Below are 16,439 nucleotides of genomic sequence, written 5' to 3' on the forward strand. Positions count from 1 at the left end.
GCCGCCATCACCCAGGCCCTCGACCTGCTGGCGGCCGGGGGAGTGCTGGGCATCTTCCCGGAGGGCACCCGGGGCGAGGGCGACTTCGCCTCGCTGCGCGCGGGCCTCGCCTACTTCGCGGTCCGCAGCGGGGCGCCGGTCGTGCCGGTGGCCGTCATGGGAAGCTCGGACCGGCCGGGACGGTTGATAAAGGCGCTGCCCCCGGTGCGCTCGCGCGTGGACGTCGTCTTCGGAGACCCGTTCGACGCGGGCGACGGCTCCGGGCGGCGCACGCGCCGGGCGCTGGACGAGGCGACCGAGCGCATCCAGAAGCAGCTCACCGCCCACCTGGAAAACGCCAGGCGCCTCACCGGGCGCTAGGCGACACTTGAGTAGTGGATCAGCCCACTGAGGGATAAGCCCACCAGGGCCTGTTCCACCGATCACCACGATGAACAACGAGGTACGGACTTCATGAACGACGACATCCAGCCCGACGGCTCGGCCGAGCACGAGTACGAGCACGGGGCTCTCGGCGATGCCGAGTACGCGCAGTTCATGGAGCTCGCCGCGGTCGAGGGCTTCGACATCGAGGACGTCGAGGGCGCCATCGAGGAGGCGGGCCACGGCCCGCTGCCCGTGCTCGCCGTCGTCGGCCGTCCGAATGTCGGCAAGTCGACCCTGGTCAACCGGATCATCGGCCGCCGCGAGGCGGTCGTCGAGGACAAGCCCGGCGTCACCCGCGACCGCGTCACCTACGAGGCCGAGTGGGCGGGCCGCCGCTTCAAGGTGGTCGACACCGGCGGCTGGGAGCAGGACGTCCTCGGCATCGACGCCTCCGTGGCCGCCCAGGCCGAGTACGCGATCGAGGCCGCCGACGCGGTGGTCTTCGTGGTCGACGCCAAGGTCGGCGCCACCGACACCGACGAGGCGGTCGTACGACTGCTGCGCAAGGCCGGCAAGCCGGTGGTGCTGTGCGCCAACAAGGTCGACGGCCAGAGCGGCGAGGCCGACGCCTCGTACCTGTGGAGCCTGGGCCTCGGCGAGCCCCACCCCGTCTCCGCGCTGCACGGCCGCGGCACCGGCGACATGCTGGACGCCGTCCTGGAGGCGCTGCCCGAGGCGCCCGCGCAGTCCTTCGGCACCGCCCTCGGCGGCCCCCGCCGCATCGCGCTCATCGGCCGCCCGAACGTCGGCAAGTCCTCTCTGCTGAACAAGGTCGCGGGCGAGGAGCGCGTCGTCGTCAACGAGATGGCGGGCACCACCCGCGACCCGGTCGACGAGATGATCGAACTGGGCGGTGTCACCTGGAAGTTCGTGGACACCGCGGGCATCCGCAAGCGTGTCCACCTCCAGCAGGGCGCCGACTACTACGCCTCGCTGCGCACCGCCGCCGCGGTGGAGAAGGCCGAGGTCGCGGTCGTCCTGATCGACGCCTCGGAGAACATCTCCGTGCAGGACCAGCGGATCGTCACCATGGCCGTGGAGGCGGGCCGTGCGATCGTCGTCGCCTTCAACAAGTGGGACACGCTGGACGAGGAGCGCCGCTACTACCTGGAGCGGGAGATCGAGACCGAGCTGGCCCAGATCGCCTGGGCGCCCCGGGTGAATGTGTCGGCGCGCACCGGCCGCCACATGGAGAAGCTGGTCCCGGCCATCGAGACCGCCCTCGCCGGCTGGGAGACCCGCGTCCCCACCGGCCGGCTCAACGCCTTCCTGGGCGAGCTGGTCGCGGCCCACCCGCACCCGGTCCGGGGCGGCAAGCAGCCGCGCATCCTCTTCGGCACGCAGGCCGGCACCAAGCCCCCGCGCTTCGTGCTCTTCGCCTCCGGCTTCATCGAGGCGGGCTACCGGCGCTTCATCGAGCGCCGGCTGCGCGAGGAGTTCGGCTTCGAGGGCACCCCGATCCATATCTCGGTGCGGGTGCGCGAGAAGCGCGGCTCGAAGAAGAAGTAACCGCCGTACGACGCGAAGGGCGGCCCCTGTCCGGCAGGGGCCGCCCTTTCGTGTGCCGGTGTCACGCGCCGCGGCGCGGTCCTGGAGGCAGTGCGGCGGGCACATGGTGCATCCCGGTGTCCTGCTGCGGCCGCCCGATGGTGCCGACGCGCTGCCACTGCGACTGCTGGCGGGCGCTGTAGGCCCCCGCGCTGTAGGCGCTGTACGAGCTGCTGAACGAGCCCGCCCGATGGCCGCCGTACGACCACCCGGTGCGGTCCGGCAGGCCGAAGGGGACGAACCTCATCCCCTCCTCGCCGCTGCGGTCGCCCGGCAGCGTGCGGAACGCCTTGACCCACTCCGAGGCGAGCATGTCGAAGATCGGCGTGGCCGACGCACCACCCGCCCCTTCGTGCCCCGTCCGGGCGGACGGAACGGAGGAGAACGAGGACCGTCGGGGCGAAGTGTCGTATGCGTGCACGTATGTCCAAACGACAGCGCGCGAGAAGAGATGCGGTTTCGCAACCTTCCTTTGGTCGCGGCCCCTTGAACGCGCGGGCTCAGGTCCCCGCGAGCGGGAGCGCCGCCGCGACCAGCCTGCCGTAGGCCGCCGCCTTGTCGAGCGAGTCGCGCAGCAGGTCCTCGCGCGGCTGGCGGCCGATGGAGCCCACCGGCGCGGCGAACATCAGCACCTGCTGGTGCTTGTTGGCCGCGGCCCGCCAGCCGTCGGTGACCTGGAGCGGCTGATGGGCCTGCCACCAGGCGACCGGGTGGCCGCCGGGCGGACCCGGCTGGAGGACCGCGTGCAGCTGGCCGACCGCCAGCAGCACCGACCAGCCGTGCAGCACCGGCGGGACGGCGGCCAGCTCGGTCACCGGCATGAAGCCCTGCTCGATGAGGAGCGGCAGGAAGTCGTCCCCGGGGCCGACGGTGCCGGGGCGCACGATGGGCGAGGTGGGCTCGACCACCAGGGCGGGGTGCAACTCGCCCTCGATCAGGACGAGTCCGCTGGTCACACCGAGCACCGCCTGCTCGGGCACGGGCCGCTGCGGCTCGCCGCCCTCGGCCTGTGCGCCGATGGAGCGGACGGCGCCCTGCAACTGCTCCTCGGTGACCTGGACGACCTGCGAGGGCAGGCAGCTGGCGTGGGCGAAGGCGAGGACCGCGGTCTCCTCGCCGACGAAGAGAACGGTGCTGGTGCGCTCCTGCTCGGAGTCGCCCGGGGTGCGGCAGGACGTGCAGTCGTAACTGCCCGGGGCGTTCTCTCCGGCGAGCAGCCGGTCGGCTTCTTCGTCGCCGATCTCGGCGCGTACGGCGTCACTGACGTCGAGCATGCGCGGCACGGGTGGCTCCCTTGGGATGCGAGCGGGACCGGTCGGGTGGCTCCCGGCCGATGAGCCCCAGGGTTCCGGGCTCATGAAGAAGACAACGGGCGTCCTGTGGTGGGGGTCACGCATGGCGGAGCATCGGTTCGAATCAACCGTCACAGCCGATCACTCTGGGTGCGGAATCAGCCACTCATCGTCAACTCCATGGTGGGTCAAGCTACTTGAACGGGTGAAGTGGGTCACAGGGAGTCGTCGGGCGGGGGCGAAAAATCAGTAAATCAGCGCATGTAGTGGGTGGCTGGAAATCGCCGATACCAGCGGTAACTGGCAACTGGCCTGGCACGACGGTCATTTGGTTGATGTCCGGCACACGCTTTCCCTACATTCCTCCGCCGTGTGCAACGAGCACCGCTCGGGTTCGTCCGTCACCCGGCACCGGCAACGCGTCATCGCCGGCACCGGGGGCACGGACGGGGCGGGCGCGAGGAACCGCGGTCCTGCGCGGCGAGCCGCGCTCCGCCCGGGGGAACCCGGGTTCTTGGAGAGGGAGTTCTATGTCCGAGTGTGCCGATACCAGCCGCACCACCACCCGTGACGACAGCGCCCGCAGGGGCCGTACGACGGCCGTGCTCGCCGGCGCCGCGCTGCTGGCCCCGCTGGGGCTGCTGGCCGCGACCGGCAGCGCAGCCGCCGCGGACAACGGGGTGTGGGACCGCATCGCCCAGTGCGAGAGCGGCGGCAACTGGCACATCAACACCGGCAACGGCTACTACGGAGGACTCCAGTTCTCCGCCCACACCTGGAGCGCGTACGGCGGTGGCGCCTACGCCTCGACCGCCGACCGGGCCTCCAGGAGCGCGCAGATCGCCGTCGCGACACGGGTCCAGCGGGCCCAGGGCTGGGGCGCCTGGCCGGTCTGCTCCGGCCGCGCGGGAGCCATGGGCTCCGCCCCCTCACCGGTGAGCCTCGACAAGGGCGGCACGACGAAGAAGTCGGCGCCGTCCAGGACACCGAGGACCTCGAACACCACCTCGAACACCCCGAAGGCATCCAAGGCACCGAGCCACCCCTCCCGGGGCACCGGCGGCTACACCGTGCGCCGGGGCGACACCCTGTCCCAGATCGCCGCGCGGCACGGCGTCGGCTGGCGCCACCTGTACGCGGCGAACCGGTCCGTCATCGGCACCGACCCGGATCTCATCGTCCCGGGGACGCACCTGGCCCTCTGAGCCACGCTCACTTCCGTGCCCGACGGCCCCTCGGCTCTGGCCGGGGGGCCTCGGCCGCGTACGCCGGGTGATGCAGATCGAACGCCGGCGACTCCGAGCGGATCCTCGGCAGCGTCACGAAGTTGTGCCGCGGCGGGGGACAGGACGTCGCCCACTCCAGGGAACGGCCGTAGCCCCAGGGGTCGTCGGTGTCGACCTTCTCGCCGTAACGGGCCGTCTTCCAGACGTTGTAGAGGAAGGGGAGCGTGGAGAGGCCGAGCAGGAACGCGCCGATGGAGGACACGGTGTTGAGCGCCGTGAAGCCGTCCGCCGCCAGATAGTCGGCGTACCGGCGCGGCATCCCCTCCGCCCCCAGCCAGTGCTGCACCAGGAACGTCGTGTGGAAGCCGACGAACAGCGTCCAGAACTGGATCTTCCCCAGCCGCTCGTCCAGCATCTTCCCGGTGAACTTCGGCCACCAGAAGGCGAACCCGCCGAACACCGCGAAGACGACCGTGCCGAAGACGACGTAGTGGAAGTGCGCGACCACGAAGTACGAGTCCGTGACATGGAAGTCCATCGGCGGCGACGCGAGGATCACCCCGGTCAGCCCGCCGAACAGGAACGTCACCAGGAAGCCCAGCGCCCACAGCATCGGCGTCTCGAAGGACAGCGAGCCGTGGATCATCGTGCCGGTCCAGTTGAAGAACTTCACCCCGGTCGGCACCGCGATCAGGAACGACATGAAGGAGAAGAACGGCAGCAGCACCGCGCCCGTCGCGAACATGTGGTGCGCCCACACCACGATCGACAGGCCGGTGATCGCCATCGTCGCGCCGATCAGCGTCAGATACCCGAAGATCGGCTTGCGGCTGAAGACCGGGATGATCTCCGTGACGATCCCGAAGAACGGCAACGCGATGATGTAGACCTCGGGATGCCCGAAGAACCAGAACAGGTGCTGCCACAGCAGCGCCCCGCCGTTCGCCGCCTCGAACACCTGCGCACCGAACCGCCGGTCCGCCTCCAGCACCAGCAGCGCCGCCGCCAGCACCGGGAACGCCAGCAGGATCAGGATCGAGGTGAACAGGGTGTTCCAGGTGAAGATCGGCATCCGGAACATCGTCATGCCCGGCGCCCGCATCGCGATGATCGTGGTGATGAAGTTGACCGCGCCGAGGATCGTCCCGAACCCGGACAGCGCGAGCCCCATGATCCACAGGTCGGGGCCGATCCCGGGGGAGTGCGTCGCGTCGTTGAGCGGCGCGTAGGCGAACCAGCCGTAGTCGGCGGGCCCGTCAGGCGAGAACAGGGATCCCAGCACGATCAGCCCGCCGAACAGGAAGAACCAGTACGACAGCATGTTCAGCCGGGGGAAGGCCACGTCCGGGGCGCCGATCTGGAGCGGCATCAGCTCATTGGCGAACCCCGCGAAGCTCGGCGTCGCGAACAGCAGCAGCATGATCGTGCCGTGCAGTGTGAACAGCTGGTCGTACCGCTCCGCGCTCATCAGCTGGAGCCCCGGCCGGGCGAGTTCGGCGCGCATCAGCAGTGCCATCACCCCGGCGGCCAGGAAGAAGCCGAAGCCGGTGATCAGATACAGATGGCCGATCTTCTTGTGGTCCGTGGTGGTGAGCCAGTCCACCACCACCCGGCCCGCCCGCGGCCGGTCGCGCACCGGTCCCGACGTCGCGTGCGCGGTCTCGGTCCCCATCGCTCGCCCTTTCGCGTCGTCGCGCCCCGGGCCCGCACCGGCACTCCGCCGCGGCCGGCGGGCCGGGTACCCGCGAGCGCCCGCGGCAGGCGCACCCCACACCGGCATGTGCGGAATCCGTGAAATTTCCTATGCGGTGTCAGCTCCGGTGGCATAGCGCCGGATTCCGCCGGGGAATCATGCTCCCGGGGCCCGTCCCGATCCTCACCACGGCACTTTCCGCCGGGTAATTCGAGGGGGCGGCACGACACGCGGGAATTCAGTTCGAATCCCCCGGTGAGCGGTACGGAAACCCCCGATCGTGTGAGGAAGTTCGACCGAAACGAGACCCCGGAAGCTGTGACAGAAGTGTGACGGGAGTCTGGTCCTGCTCTTACCCTGCCGCGCCCGGCTTCCGTCACCGCGTGTGTCGCCCTAGCGTGGCCGTATGGCACCGATTCCCACTCCGCCAGCGGAGCCCCAGGACAGCCCGGACGGGTACGTCGGCCTCGACGCCGAGCAGGCCGAGCGGCGTGCCCGGGAGCGCGGCTGGTCGACCGTGCGCGCGCTGCCGCCGGGCGCGATCATCACCATGGAGTACCGGGTGGGGCGGCTCAACTTCGAGGTGCGCGACGGCCGGGTGGCCCGCGCCTGGAAGGGCTGACCGACCGCGGACGACGTGAAGGCCCCGCTCCCGGGAGGGGAGCGGGGCCTTCGTCGTGGCGTGGCGCGGGGCCGGTGGTGCGTACCGTCGCCCGGGTCCTCAGCCGCCCGTCAGCGGGCGGGCCGGGGAGGCGCCGCGCGGTGCCCGGTCGGCGCCGGGCGGGCGGCGGGGGCCCGCCGGGGTGACCGGGCTGCGTTCCGAACGGGCCGTGTGCGGGCTGGGCGAGAGATGCGCCAGGCCCCGGGAGGCGCGGGTCGAGGAGACCGGCTCGCGGGCCGGCGCGGACTGCTCGGCCGAGGTGCCGCGCGGTCCGGTGAGCACCACCGGGGCGACGGGGGCGACCGGTTCGGACACCGGCCGGGTGCGCCGGGCGCGCCAGCGGTCGCGCAGGTCGAACAGCGATGTCTCGGTGCGTGCGATCAGCGACTCGAACCAGGGCAGGGCGAGCAGGATCAGCAGGCCGGCGGCCCAGCCGAGGAGTACATCGCTGAGCCAGTGCGTACCGAGGTAGACGGTGGTGAGGCCGACGCCGAGCGAGGTGATCGCGGAGACGGCCGAGAGCCAGCGGCGGGCCCGGGGGGTGGAGGCCAGGTAGGCCAGGATGCCCCAGGTGACCACCGCGTTGGCGGTGTGGCCGCTGGGAAATATATCGCCGCCCCTGACCATCTCGTTCGAGCCGATCACGGTCGCGTAGTGCGGACCGAGCCGCCCCATGCCGTACTTGGCGGCGCCGACCGTGATGTTCAGCAGCAGCAGCGAGGTGGCGAGGGTGAGCAGCGGGCGGAGCGTGTGCTGCCGCCAGGAGCGCCAGCCGAGCCAGGCCGCGACCATCACCGCGGTGGGGCCGCGCTGGCCGAGCACCACGTAGTAGTCGAGGAAGGCGTGGATCTGCGGCCACTGCTGGTACGGCCGGAAGAACATGACCTGCCAGTCGAGCCGGACGAGCCAGGAGGTGGTCACCACGGCCCACACGATCGCCAGGTAGAAGGCGAGGGTCGCGGAGAACAGCACGACCCGGTGCCGGCTCATCACCGGCACATCGATATGGGCCGGCCGTTCCGGCTCGCGGTCCAGCCTGGCGAACACCCGGTCCAGACGCCGGGTGAGGTTCCGTTCGGTACGCACCCAATCGACGTTACAGCGAGTGAGCTGTGGTCCCGGTCGAAACAGCGTCTTTGTGATGACGATGTGATGTGGGAAACCTCTCAAGGGCGGCTGAATTTCACAGGATTCCGCAATCCGGTGAGGCCGTCCTCTGTAATTCCTTTGATCATGCCGGGTGTTGTTTATATGGCACTTATAAATGCGTTGACCCGGTCCTGGGTCGCAATTCCCCGGGGCGTCATCGGGCCGTCGGAGTGGATCATGGAGGCCCGGAGCCGTTCAGCCAGAACGCCCCGTACACCGCGGAGACGACCGCCAACCCCACCGTGACCAGGGCGGATCGGGAGGTCCGCAGCCGGGCGAGCGCGGCGGCGAGCGGGAAGAGCACCGGGAAGGCGGGCAGCAGCAGCCGAGGCTTGGAGCCGAAGTAGCTCGACGCGCACAGCGCGAGCGCGAGCACCACGCCGGTGTACACCAGCAGTTCGAGGGGCTGGCCCCGGCGGACGCCGGTGACGTACAGCCAGAGCAGCAGCGCGACGCCCGCGATCAGGCCGACGCCCGCGAGCGCGGCGGGGAACGAGGTGAACTTCTCGGCCACGAAGCGCGCGAAGGCGTACCCGCCGTCGAAGCCGTTGCGCCAGCCGGCCTGGACGTCCAGATAGCCGAGCGGGCCCTTGCCGGTACGACCTCCCACCCACAGGACGTAACCGGCCGCGCCGAGCGGGGCGAGCGACACGCCGAGGAGGCGGCGGACGGTGAAGTGCGCGGGGGCGCGTGCCGACGACCGAGCGCCGCCTGAACGCGCCGCGCTTCGGTCCCGCACGAACGAGGCCGCTGCCGCGACCCACACCGCCGCCACCACCGCGCCGCCCACCGGCCGGGTCAGCCCCGCGAGCGCCGCGAGCAGCCCCGCGCCCACCCACCGCCCGGTCAGCAGCGCGTACAGCGCCCAGGCCGCCAGCGCCGTGAACAGCGACTCGCTGTACGCCATCGACTGCACGGCCGCGACCGGCAGCACCGCCCACAGCAGCACCGCGCAGACCCCGGTCCGGGCTCCGTACAGGTGCTCGGCCACCGCGAAGATCCCCGCCGCCGCGGCCAGCGAGGCCACCAGGCTCACCACGAGCCCCGCGTGCGCGTACGACAGCGGGGTGAGCGCGTGCAGCAGCCGCTCCAGCCAGGGCAGCAGCGGGAAGAACGCCAGGTTCGAGTGGATGTCGCCGTTCGGCAGCCGCACCTGGTAGCCATAGCCCAGTTCGGCGACCCGCGTGTACCAGAGGGAGTCCCAGCGCCCCGTCAGCAGCGTCAGCGCGCTCTTGCCGCGCGCGGCGCTCCACACCGCCAGCACCACCAGGCCCAGGGCACGGACCGCCGCGTACGCCAGCACGGCCGGTACCGCCCGGCGCAGCAGCGGGACGGCGGACGGGACGGCGGGCGGGGCGTGGGCCGCGGCCACGCCGGTCCTGAGATCGGTCACGGGCTCGATTATCGACCGGACGGGGGAACGCGCCGGCCGCCGGGGACCGGCCGGGCCGGTACGAGACGACGCCGGGCCGGTACGACGCGGCGCCCGGCCGCTACGACGTGGCGCACCCCACAGGGGTCGCCGCCCCGGGGTGAGAGGTCCGCCACGCGGGGGCACGGCGGACTCGCGTAGGCTGACGAGCCATTCCCGTGGGTTCAGCGGGGTCCGGGAACACCGCTTCTTCCCGGCCGTACGACAAAGGGAGAGCCTGTCGCTCCGCCCCGCACGAGGGAACATCTGGGAGGTACGTACATGTCCGGGACGACCACGGCCGCGCTCCGGCCGCGCCGTCGGACGGCCGGGCCCGGTGCCAACCGCTGGGTCGTCCTCGTCGTCCTCTGCGTCAGCCTGCTGCTCGTCGCCCTCGACGCGACCGTGCTGCACGTGGCCGTCCCCGCGGTCAGCGAGGACCTGCGGCCCAGCGCCATCCAGCTGCTCTGGATCGTCGACGTCTACCCGCTGGTCTGCGCCGCGCTGCTGATCCTCTTCGGCACCCTCGGCGACCGCGTCGGACGCCGACGCGTACTCCTGCTCGGCTACGGCCTGTTCGGCGTGGCCTCCGCGGTGGCCGCCTGCGCGCACACCGCCGAGGTACTGATCCTCGCCCGCGCCCTGCTCGGCGTCGGCGGCGCCATGATCATGCCCGCCACCCTGTCGATCCTGCGCCAGGTCTTCCCCGACCGGCGTGAGCGCGCCCTCGCCATCGGTGTGTGGAGCGCGGTCGCCGCGGTCGGCGCGGCGGTCGGACCGCTGCTCGGCGGCTTCCTGCTGGAGCACTTCTGGTGGGGCTCGGTCTTCCTGATCAACATCCCGCTGATGCTGATCAGCCTCCCCGTCGGACGGCTGCTGCTGCCCGAGTCCCGGGGCGAGACGGACGGCCCCTGGGACGTTTCCGGCGCGCTGATGGCGGCCGCGGGCCTGTTCGGCGTCGTGCTCGGCGTGAAGCGGCTCGGCGGCGGCGAGGACCCCACGGGCCCGCTCACCCTGCTGCCGCTGCTGGTCGGCGCGGTCCTCCTGGTCCTCTTCGTACGGCGCCAGCGGCGGCTGCCGCATCCGCTGGTGGACCTGTGCATGTTCCGCAGGCCCGCCTTCAGCACCTCGGTGGGCTGCATCGTGCTGGCCATGCTCGCGCTGGTCGGCCTTGAGCTGATCGCCGCGCAGTATCTGCAACTGGTGCTCGGCCTGTCCCCGCTCGCCACCGGGCTGCGGCTGCTGCCGCTGACCGTGGCGGCGATGGCGGCCGGTCTGCTGGGCGCGCGCGTGCTGCGCCGGTTCGGGCCGCGCCGGATGGTGTGCACCGGCTTCTGTCTGACGGCGGCCGCGGTGCTGACCTTGACCGCGATGGGCAGCGACGACAACTCCCCGCTGCTGCTGTCCGGCTTCGTGCTGCTCGGCTTCGGGCTGGAGACCACGTTGTTCGGCGCCTACGAGTCGATGCTCAGCGAGGCCCCCGCCGACCGGGCCGGCGGGGCGGCGGCGATCGGCGAGACGTCATACCAGCTGGGCGCGGGCATCGGTATCGCGCTGCTCGGCAGTGTGATGAACGCCGCCTATACGCCCCGGCTGCACACGGTCCCCGGGGTCTCCGCCCCGGACGCGACCGCCGCCGGGCACTCGCTGGGCGAGGCCTACGACGTCGCCGACCGGCTCGGCGGCCCCACCGGGGCGGTGCTGCGCCGGGTGGCGCGGGACTCCTTCGTGCACGGGCTGCATCTGACCCTGCTGGTGAGCGCGGGCCTGTTGCTGCTGGGCGCGGTGATGGCGCTGCGGCTGCCGCGGATCATGCAGTGCGGCGCGGAGACCGAGTCCGGTGCGGACACCGGGACCCGAGCGCAGACCGGGTCCGGTGCGGAGCCGGAGACCGGCGCGGCGGCCGGAACCGCCGGGGAAGCGGAGACCGTGCCGGGCGCCGTCGAAGCGGCCGCCGAGCCGCCCGCCCCCGAGCCGGGCGTCGCCGGAGTGCCCGCCCCGCGTGGCTCCGAGCAGCCGCGCACCGCCGGGCAGCCGCAGCTCCCGGAGAAGCCGCGGGTCTCCGCCTGACCCCTCTGGACGTGCGGGACACTGCGCCGTAACGTCGGCCGCACAGCCGTAACTAGCGCTGCTAGTTTTCAGTACCCGGAGGGTGTCCCATGTCCGCGAAGCTGCCCCCGTTCGACGCCGCCGACCCGCTCGGGATCGACGATCTGCTGGACCCCGAGGATCTGGCGATCCGGGACACCGTCCGTGGCTGGGCGGCCGACCGGGTGCTGCCGTACGTCGCCGACTGGTACGAGAAGGGCGAGCTGCCCCAGATCCGGGAGCTCGCCCGGGAGCTGGGCGGGATCGGCGCCCTCGGGATGTCCCTCACCGGGTACGGCTGCGCGGGCGCGTCGGCCGTGCAGTACGGGCTGGCCTGCCTGGAGCTGGAGGCGGCCGACTCCGGCATCCGCTCGCTGGTCTCCGTGCAGGGCTCCCTCGCCATGTACGCCATCCACCGCTTCGGCAGCGAGGAGCAGAAGCGGGAGTGGCTGCCGCGGATGGCGGCCGGCGAGGTGATCGGCTGCTTCGGCCTGACCGAGCCGGACCACGGCTCCGACCCGGCCTCCATGCGTACCCATGCCAAGCGCGACGGCGGGGACTGGGTGCTCAACGGGCGCAAGATGTGGATCACCAATGGGTCGGTCGCCGGGGTCGCCGTCGTCTGGGCGCGGACCGAGGAGGGCATCCGCGGCTTCGTCGTACCGACCGACACGCCCGGTTTCTCGGCGCCCGAGATCAAGCACAAGTGGTCCCTGCGCGCCTCCGTCACCAGTGAACTCGTCCTGGACGACGTGCGGTTGCCCGCGAGCGCGGTGCTGCCGGAGGTCATCGGGCTGCGCGGCCCGCTGGGCTGTCTCTCGCACGCCCGCTACGGCATCGTGTGGGGCGCGATGGGCGCGGCGCGCAGCAGCTTCGAGTCGGCCGTGGAGTACGCGAAGACCCGTGAGCAGTTCGGGCGGCCCATCGGCGGCTTCCAGCTCACCCAGGCCAAGCTCGCCGACATGGCGGTCGAGCTGCACAAGGGGATCCTGCTCGCCCATCATCTGGGGCGGCGGATGGACGCGGGCCGGCTGCGCCCGGAGCAGGTCAGCTTCGGCAAGCTGAACAACGTCCGCGAGGCCATCGAGATCTGCCGTACGGCGCGGACGATCCTCGGTGCCAACGGGATCTCCCTCGAATACCCCGTGATGCGGCACGCGACCAACCTCGAATCGGTGCTCACCTACGAGGGCACCGTCGAGATGCACCAGCTGGTGCTGGGCAAGGCGCTCACCGGGCTCGACGCGTTCCGGTGAGCCACCGAACGGGGCGGGGCCGGTGTGCGGCCCCGCCTCAGCTCTGGTTGAAGAAGCCGTCCGTGCGGTGCGCGGACGCGTCACCGCTGATGATCTCCGTGTCGGCCGGGGTCAGCAGGAACACCCGCGTGGAGACCCGGTCGATGGAACCACGCAGACCGAAGATCAGCCCCGCCGCGAAGTCCACGACCCGCTTGGCGTCGCCGGGCTCCATGCCGGTGAGGTTCATGATGACCGGGACCCCGTCCCGGAACAGCTCGCCGATGGCACGGGCGTCCCGGAAGCTGTCCGGGGTGACCGTGGCGATCCGCCGGCTCTTCTCCTCGGCCTTGTCCGCGGCCACCTGGACCCGCGGGTCGGTCACCCAGGCGTCCCCGGACGTGGTGCCCTCGGAGTAGTCGTCGTCGTAGTAGCGCTCGTCATCGTTGTCGTCGACGAGGCCGAGCCACGCACTCGCCTTGCGTACCGATCCCATGGACGCCTCCTCTCACAGCGGTCTCTCGTGCTTTGCGCACCTTCCCCTATGGTCATCCATGATGCTGACAACGCGCCAAGTGGATAGTCGCCGCACGGGGGGTTTGTGACGGTACTGGTGCACAGCCGATCCGTCGAGACTCCTTGTCCCCCAAGGGTTGTGACACGTACGGCTGCTGACTGTGAGTGAAATATGATGGTCGGCGGCGGATGGGTGACGCTCGGTGCGTCCGGGTGAAGCCGTCGCCACCTCAACACACGGGGGAAACGCTGTGTTCGGAATAGTCAGGCCCTGCTCGCATCGGCTGGGTGACCGCTTCAAGTCCGAGTGGATGGCGCATCTGTGCGGGCTCTGCCTCGCGTTGCGCGGTGACCATGGTCAGTTCGCACGTGTCGTCACCAACTATGACGGTTTGTTGATCTCTGTGTTGACGGAGGCTCAGCTCGGCCGGAGCGAGGGCGGACGGCGCCTGGCGGGGCCTTGTGCGCTGCGCGGGATGCGGCCGGCGTCCGTCGCGCAGGGCGAGGGTGCGCGGCTCGCGGCGGCCGTCTCCCTGGTGCTCGCCGCGGCGAAGGTCCGCGACCATGTCGCCGACCGGGACGGGCTGCTGGCCCGCCGGCCCGTGGCCGCCGCCGCCCGCAAGGTTGCGGCGAGCTGGGGCCGGGCCGGTGCGGCGGGCGGGGCGGCGGTCGGCTTCGACACCGGTGTCCTGGTGGACGCCGTCGACCGGCAGCTCGGCATCGAGACACTGGCCGGGCCCGGTACCCCGCTGCTGACCGTCACCGAGCCCACCGAGACGGCCACCGCCGCCGCGTTCGCGCACACCGCGTGGCTGTCCGGCCGGCCCGGCAACGCGGCCCCGCTCGCCGAGGCCGGACGGCTCTTCGGGCGGCTCGCGCATCTGCTGGACGCGGTGGAGGACCAGCAGGCCGACGCGGCGGGCGGCGCCTGGAACCCGCTCACCGCGACCGGCACCTCCCGCGCCGAGGCGCGGGGGCTCGCCGACGACGCGGTGCACGGCATCCGACTCGCCCTGAAGGACGCCGAGTTCAGCGACGGCGCGCTGGTCCATCTGCTGCTCGTGCACGAACTGCGCCGCTCGGTGGACCGGGCGTTCGGCACGACGACCTGCGGACACACCGGTGCGGAGGGCGCGTTCGGGCCGCCGACCGGGCCGTACGCGCCGGGGAACCCGGGCAACCCGGGGTCGCAGGGGCCGTATGTGCCGGGAGGCCCCTACGGCACCCCGCACGGCAACCCCTACGGCACCCCCCAGGGCGGGGGGCCGCAGGGCCCGGACAAGCGGGGCTTCTGGGCCGGCTGCGCCGCCGCCCTCGCCGTGTGCTGCACCTGCAAGGTGTGCTGCGCCGACGAGTTCGAGGGCCCGTGGTCGCGCAGGCGGCGCGACGGCTGCTGCGCCTCCTGCGACTGCAACTGCGACTGGTCGTGCTGCGAGGCCCTGGAGTGCTGCGAATGCTGCGAGTGCTGTGCCTGCGACTGCGGCTGCTGAGCCGCACTCGGGCCGTGTGACCCCGGCTCGGAACGCGTGACCGGCTCGGGCCGCTGACCCCCGCTCGGGCCGCTGAGCCCGCTCAGCCCTTGATCTCGGGCGGGGAGATCTGTGACTTCCTGATCGCCGAGCCGGTCGTGCCCCACTTCTTCAGGATCTTGTCGTAGGTGCCGTCGGCGATCAGCCGGTCCACCGCGGCCCGGAAGGCGGGCGCGAGTTTCGTGCCCTTCTTGAAGGCGAAGCCGACGTCCAGGCGGTGGAACTCATTGAGGAACTTCAGGCCCGGCTGCCGCGCGACGGCGTAGCGCAGCCCGTTGATCGTGGACATCACGACATCGCTGCGGCCCTGCTGCACCGAGGACCAGATCGCGCTCGGCTCCGCGTACGTCTGCACCTGGTACGGCTTCTTGCCCGCGTCGGTGCACAGGTGCCTGCTCTCCTCCAGGGTGGCCTCGAACGTGGTGCCGGCGCCGGTCGCCACGTTCAGCCCGCACAGCTGCTTCAGATCGGTGATTTTGCCGAGCTTGCTGTCCTCGCGGGTGGCGAAGCCCTGGCCGTCGTTGATGTAGGTGACGAAGTCGATGGTCCTGCGCCGCTCGTCGGTGACCCCGAAGTTGCTCGCGCCGAAGTCGTACTTGCCGCTGTCCAGGGCCGGCAGGATCGCCTCGAAACTCGCCTGGTCCACGGTCAGTTCGAGCCCCAGTACCTTGGCGACCGCCTTGGTGAAGTCGACGTCCTGGCCGGTCAGCGTTCTGCCGTCGGCGAGGTAGGTGGTGCCGGGCGGGGTGCCGCCGACGCTGATCGCGGCGGTGAGGTGCCGGGTGCCGGGCGGCAGCAGCTTCGCCGCCGCCGGGTCGGTCCGCTCGCCCGACACCACGTCCGCGGTCGGCACCGCCTCGGACCTGGCCGCGACCCCGGAGGCGTCCGTACCGCCCGGACCCGAGCCGGAGCCGCACGCGGTGAGGAGCAGAACGGCCGAGGTCAAGGCGGTAAAGGGCATGACAAATCGATAAATCGGCGTACGCATCGACGGCGTTCTCCTGAACGGGAAAAGGGGGGTGCGCGAGTGCGAGGGGAGGGGCGCGTGTGAAGGCGCGGTGGAGCGGGGGATGCACGGAAACGCGGAAACGTGGGAACGCAGGAACGCGGCAACGTGTGGGATCAGAAACGCGGAGAGCGCGAAGCGGGCCCGCCGGAGGGCGGGCATGCGCAGGGGGTCAGCTCAACAGGAGGAGGACCACACGCGACCGAAGTCGATGTGGGAGCGGGTGACCAGCCACTGCTGTGGATGCATGGGGCAAGTGGAACAGGCATCCGGTTCCGCGTCAACTGACTTGAGACGTACCGCTCACACTATGGACACCCTTGACAGCGCGGGCGATCGCTTGCGTACTCTCGGTGTACGGCCCTGCTGAGGGGCTCGGCCGTGACCGCGCCGCCCGTCCGGCGCGGCCGTGTGAAGGCATCACCCGTTCCGACGTTCGACCGATCGCGTCACGGAGCCTTCGCATGTCATCCGACACCCTCGCCCAAGCACCCACCGCCCCGGAGATACCCGGGCCCCCGGCCGTCCCCCGGATCGTGCCCCAGCGCCGCTACGGACAGCGGACCGCCGCCCTCGTCGTCCTCGTCCTGCTCGGCCTCGCCGTCACCTCCGTCGTGCGCAACCGGGCGTCCCAGTGCGACGTCGTCGCCGCGTACTTC

14 protein-coding genes and 1 pseudogene are annotated in these 16,439 nt (G+C 71.5%); 8 read left to right on the top strand and 7 right to left on the bottom strand.

All coding sequences use genetic code 11. From position 1 onward, the window contains the following. Together CCN72_RS10895 and der are read left to right on the top strand one after the other, a co-directional pair. On the top strand, positions 1-360 hold a 360-nt coding region (locus tag CCN72_RS10895; RefSeq protein WP_244174185.1), incomplete at its 5' end, for a lysophospholipid acyltransferase family protein. Between the two features lie 93 nt (positions 361-453). Next, positions 454-1,935: a ribosome biogenesis GTPase Der gene (gene der / locus CCN72_RS10900; RefSeq protein ID WP_086807349.1), complete on the top strand. Its 1,482-nt coding sequence runs from the start codon at positions 454-456 to the stop codon at positions 1,933-1,935. Positions 1,936-1,996: 61 nt separating this feature from the next. On the opposite strand, the gene CCN72_RS10905 is transcribed toward der, so the two are convergent. Both CCN72_RS10905 and CCN72_RS10910 read right to left on the bottom strand, forming a co-directional pair. Then, complete coding sequence (locus CCN72_RS10905; protein WP_037658256.1) at positions 1,997-2,395, bottom strand: hypothetical protein; 399 nt, start codon at positions 2,393-2,395, stop codon at positions 1,997-1,999. Between the two features lie 79 nt (positions 2,396-2,474). Continuing rightward, on the bottom strand, positions 2,475-3,257 hold the full coding sequence (locus tag CCN72_RS10910) for a hypothetical protein (protein ID WP_037658257.1): 783 nt from the start codon (positions 3,255-3,257) through the stop codon (positions 2,475-2,477). A gap of 539 nt (positions 3,258-3,796) precedes the next feature. On the opposite strand from CCN72_RS10910, the gene CCN72_RS10915 reads away from it, so the two are divergent. Then, positions 3,797-4,471 (top strand): LysM peptidoglycan-binding domain-containing protein, encoded by a 675-nt coding sequence (locus CCN72_RS10915; RefSeq protein ID WP_086807350.1) that lies wholly within the window; start codon positions 3,797-3,799, stop codon positions 4,469-4,471. A 7-nt stretch (positions 4,472-4,478) separates the two neighbouring features. On the opposite strand, the gene ctaD is transcribed toward CCN72_RS10915, so the two are convergent. After that, positions 4,479-6,164, bottom strand: coding sequence for an aa3-type cytochrome oxidase subunit I (gene ctaD / locus CCN72_RS10920; protein ID WP_086807351.1), 1,686 nt, complete (start codon positions 6,162-6,164; stop codon positions 4,479-4,481). Between the two features lie 427 nt (positions 6,165-6,591). Between ctaD and CCN72_RS10925 the strand changes: the two genes are divergently transcribed. Beyond that, positions 6,592-6,807 (top strand): I78 family peptidase inhibitor, encoded by a 216-nt coding sequence (locus CCN72_RS10925; protein WP_085564047.1) that lies wholly within the window; start codon positions 6,592-6,594, stop codon positions 6,805-6,807. 99 nt (positions 6,808-6,906) lie between these two features. Here CCN72_RS10925 and CCN72_RS10930 read toward each other — a convergent pair whose 3' ends face one another. Together CCN72_RS10930 and CCN72_RS10935 are read right to left on the bottom strand one after the other, a co-directional pair. After that, positions 6,907-7,932, bottom strand: a complete 1,026-nt coding sequence (locus CCN72_RS10930) for a phosphatase PAP2 family protein (protein WP_086807352.1) — start codon at positions 7,930-7,932, stop codon at positions 6,907-6,909. A 238-nt stretch (positions 7,933-8,170) separates the two neighbouring features. Next, entirely contained in the window at positions 8,171-9,388 is a 1,218-nt protein-coding gene (locus CCN72_RS10935) for a glycosyltransferase family 39 protein (protein ID WP_425276132.1), read from the bottom strand. Between the two features lie 300 nt (positions 9,389-9,688). On the opposite strand from CCN72_RS10935, the gene CCN72_RS10945 reads away from it, so the two are divergent. Both CCN72_RS10945 and CCN72_RS10950 read left to right on the top strand, forming a co-directional pair. After that, positions 9,689-11,476, top strand: a complete 1,788-nt coding sequence (locus CCN72_RS10945; protein WP_086807353.1) for an MFS transporter — start codon at positions 9,689-9,691, stop codon at positions 11,474-11,476. Between the two features lie 89 nt (positions 11,477-11,565). Beyond that, the gene (locus CCN72_RS10950; RefSeq protein WP_086807354.1) at positions 11,566-12,750 is read left to right on the top strand and encodes an acyl-CoA dehydrogenase family protein; all 1,185 of its coding nucleotides are present in this window, start codon (positions 11,566-11,568) and stop codon (positions 12,748-12,750) included. 37 nt (positions 12,751-12,787) lie between these two features. On the opposite strand, the gene CCN72_RS10955 is transcribed toward CCN72_RS10950, so the two are convergent. After that, positions 12,788-13,225 carry a cell division protein SepF gene (locus tag CCN72_RS10955; RefSeq protein ID WP_037658270.1) on the bottom strand — a complete coding sequence of 146 codons (438 nt, stop codon included), beginning with the start codon at positions 13,223-13,225 and terminating at the stop codon, positions 12,788-12,790. A 271-nt stretch (positions 13,226-13,496) separates the two neighbouring features. Between CCN72_RS10955 and CCN72_RS10960 the strand changes: the two genes are divergently transcribed. Then, positions 13,497-14,735 (top strand): DUF5685 family protein, encoded by a 1,239-nt coding sequence (locus CCN72_RS10960; protein ID WP_086807355.1) that lies wholly within the window; start codon positions 13,497-13,499, stop codon positions 14,733-14,735. Positions 14,736-14,817: 82 nt separating this feature from the next. On the opposite strand, the gene CCN72_RS10965 is transcribed toward CCN72_RS10960, so the two are convergent. Then, a complete protein-coding gene (locus tag CCN72_RS10965) occupies positions 14,818-15,735 on the bottom strand; it encodes an ABC transporter substrate-binding protein (RefSeq protein WP_086807356.1) in 918 nt (305 codons plus the stop codon). A 509-nt stretch (positions 15,736-16,244) separates the two neighbouring features. Between CCN72_RS10965 and CCN72_RS10970 the strand changes: the two are divergent. Further along, a pseudogene (locus CCN72_RS10970) lies at positions 16,245-16,439 on the top strand (amino acid ABC transporter permease); the annotation flags it as partial.

This window comes from Streptomyces murinus, from assembly GCF_002154555.1.
GTDB classification, from domain to species: domain Bacteria; phylum Actinomycetota; class Actinomycetes; order Streptomycetales; family Streptomycetaceae; genus Streptomyces; species Streptomyces murinus.